We start from the raw sequence: 3,089 nt of genomic DNA, 5'->3' as shown, positions 1-3,089 counted from the left end.
CGTCTGCAGGTCCGCCACTTTTTTATGGGTGGAAGCCGTGTATTGGCCGGCTAGGCCTTGCGGTCGCCCTTGGCGAGGGTGGGTCCGGTATCGGAGCGTCCCAGGATGGACTGGGGGATCCAGAAGGCCAGGAAGAACAGCGTCAGGCAGACGGCGAAGGCCCAGACATTGTTTTGGTCGAAGAAGGCCAGGGAGCCGACGGCGCCGAGGAACAACACCATCATTACGGCGAATGTCACGAGGTTGTTGACCAGATGGCCTTCGCCCGAGTGGGTGGGCTGCTTGCGCGGAGCGGTCCGCTCGGAGGACGTAGTGGTGTGTGACATGGAGTCTCCTCGAAATTGTGCAAAACGATACTGACTCAACCATAACTGGATTCAGCGCCCAGGGCGGCAGCGGCACCCAGACGGGTACCCGATAGCCCCGGTTCACCACGGTGGAGTCCAGTCACGCAGCGGTGTTCCCAGCGGTTAGAGCCCCAGGGACTCCTCCACATCGCACAGGACCGCGTCCAGCCGGGCGCGGGTGGTCAGCTTCGCATCGTCGAGCTCGGCGGCCAACTCCACCGGTTCGATGACCTCCAGGTAGCACTTCAGCTTCGGCTCGGTGCCGCTGGGCCGGATGATCACCCGGGTGTCGTCCCGGGTCAGGTACAGCAGCCCGTCGGTCGGCGGAAGCCCGGCGTAGCCGGTGAGGAGGTCCTGCACGACGTCGACCGCCGAGTCCGCGAAGGCCTGCGGGGGGTTTTCCCGCAACCGGTTCATCATGGCGTCCAACAGGCCAAGGCTGCCGACCCGGACCGAGAGCTGGTCGCTGGCGTGTAGCCCGTGCAGCAGCGCCAGGTCATCGAGCAGGTCAAACAGGGTCCGACCCTCGGCCTTGGTGGCCGCGGCAAGCTCGGCCAGGAGCAGCGCCGCGGAAATCCCGTCCTTGTCCCGGACCAGGTCGGGTGCCACGCAGTAGCCCAGCGCTTCCTCGTAGCCGTAGGCGAGCGACGGGACCCGGGAAATCCACTTGAACCCGGTCAGGGTTTCGGTGTGGGGGATCCCGGCGGTTGCGGCGATGCGGGAGAGTAGCCGCGAGGACACAATCGAGTTGGCGAAGACGGTCCCCGCAGCATGCTCCCCGGTGTCCTGCGCCCGGCGCACGGCGAGGTGTTGCCCCAGCAGGGCCCCCGTCTCATCGCCGCGGAGCATCCGCCACTCACCGGTCGCCGGATCTTTGGCCGCTACTGCAACCCGATCGGCGTCCGGGTCGTTGGCCAGCACCAGGTCGGCGTCCTGAGCTAGAGCAGCAGCGATGGCAAGGTCGAGCGCGCCGGGCTCCTCGGGGTTGGGGAAGTCAACGGTGGGGAAGTCCGGGTCCGGGTCTGCCTGCTCGGCGACCACGTGGACGGTCCCGAATCCGGCGGCGGCCAGCACTTGCTGTGCGGTGGTGCCGCCTACCCCGTGCATCGGGGTCAGCACGATCGAGAGGTCCCGGTCCGGGAACCGCTCCCGATCCGCCAGTGCAACCACCGATGTGACATAGTCCTTGGCGATGCTCTCCGGCAGGACATTCCAGCCCTCAGCCGCCAGCAGGATGCTGCCGAGCTGGCCTACCGCTGCAATGCGGGCGGCGATCTCGGTGTCCTGCGGGGCCACGATCTGTGCCCCGCGGCCGGCGTCGTCGACGGCGCGGCCTCCCAGGTAGACCTTGTACCCGTTGTCCTGGGGCGGGTTGTGGCTTGCCGTGACCATCACCCCCACCTCACACTCCAGGGCGCGGACCGCGTAGGCGAGGACCGGCGTCGGCAGTTCGCTGGGCATCAGGAAGGTCTGGATGCCCGCGGCGGTGAAGATGGCCGCGGTTTCCTCGGCGAAGATCCGCGAGTTGTGGCGGGCATCGAAGCCGACGACGGCGCGCGGCACATACGCCCCCTCGGCGCTGCCAGTCACGTGGGCGGCCAGACCGGCGGCGGCGCGGCGAACCACGACCCGGTTCATCCGGTTCGGTCCGGCGCCCAGGGCGGCACGTAGTCCCGCAGTGCCGAAGAGTAGCGGTCCGCTGAAACGGTCCTGCAGGTCCTGGGTTGCGGCGGTACGGGTGTCGTCGTCGGCCACCTGCGCGAGCAGCGCCTCCAGCTCCGCGGTGGTGTGCGGATCGGGGTCCTCGGCCGCCCAGGTGCGTGCGGCTGCGAGAAGTGATTCGTGGTCGGCGTGCGTCATAGCTTTTTCATACCTTCGGTCAACTTCTAGAGCCGGCTGATGATGTCAGCCAGCAGGCGTGAGATGCGGGGTCCGGCTGCCGTGCCGGATTCGATCACTTCGGCGTGGCTCAGCGGTGCGGTGCTGATGCCGGCGGCCAGGTTGGTGACCAGGGAAATTCCGAACACTTCCATGCCAGCGTGGCGGGCGGCGATGGCCTCGAGTGCCGTCGACATGCCCACCAGGTCAGCACCGATCGTCCTGGCGTAACGCACCTCGGCGGGCGTCTCATAGTGCGGTCCGGTGAACTGCGCGTAGACGCCCTCGTCGAGGGACGGATCGACCTCGCGGGCGATTGTCCGGACCCGCGAGGAGTAGAGGTCGGTCAGGTCAACGAAGGTGGCGCCCTCGAGTGGTGACGTGGCGGTGAGGTTAAGGTGATCGCTGATCAGGACGGGGGTGCCCGGGGTCCACTTCTCCTGCAATCCGCCACACCCGTTGGTCAGCACCATGATCTTCGCCCCGGTAGCGGCGGCGGTGCGCACCCCGTGCACGACGGCCCGAACACCCTTGCCCTCGTAATAGTGGGTGCGGGAACCAACCACTAGGGCGCGTTTGCCCGACGTCGTCAGGACTGACCGCACGGTCCCGACGTGGCCCTCGACGGCGGGGGCCGAGAAGCCGGGGATGTCCGAGGCCTCGAGGGTGTGGGTGGTTTCGCCGATCAGGTTGGCTGATTCACCCCACCCCGAGCCCAGCACCAGGGCAATATCGTGGCGGTCGACGCCCGTCTGCGCGGCGATGTAATCGGCCGCGGCGCGGGCCAGGTCGAAAGGGTCGGTCGGCGTCATTGACGTGGGGTTCTCGATCACTGATCAAACTTACCCTCAGTTCCCCGCCCGC

The 3,089-nt window shown here is 67.6% G+C and carries 3 protein-coding genes; all 3 read right to left on the bottom strand.

Translation table 11 applies throughout. From position 1 onward, the window contains the following. Positions 1 to 50: 50 nt before the first annotated feature. Positions 51 to 326, bottom strand: coding sequence for a hypothetical protein (locus tag B384_RS18905; RefSeq protein WP_019483600.1), 276 nt, complete (start codon positions 324 to 326; stop codon positions 51 to 53). Positions 327 to 470: 144 nt separating this feature from the next. Then, positions 471 to 2,207 (bottom strand): phospho-sugar mutase, encoded by a 1,737-nt coding sequence (locus B384_RS0113330; RefSeq protein WP_019483599.1) that lies wholly within the window; start codon positions 2,205 to 2,207, stop codon positions 471 to 473. A gap of 26 nt (positions 2,208 to 2,233) precedes the next feature. After that, positions 2,234 to 3,037 carry a purine-nucleoside phosphorylase gene (locus B384_RS0113325; RefSeq protein WP_026041184.1) on the bottom strand — a complete coding sequence of 268 codons (804 nt, stop codon included), beginning with the start codon at positions 3,035 to 3,037 and terminating at the stop codon, positions 2,234 to 2,236. Between the last annotated feature and the right edge of the window lie 52 nt (positions 3,038 to 3,089).

Origin of the sequence: Arthrobacter sp. TB 23 (assembly GCF_000294595.1) — a bacterium.
GTDB lineage: Bacteria > Actinomycetota > Actinomycetes > Actinomycetales > Micrococcaceae > Arthrobacter_D.
Note: the sequence above shows the minus strand (reverse complement) of the source record. Positions and strands in the feature narration are given on the sequence as shown.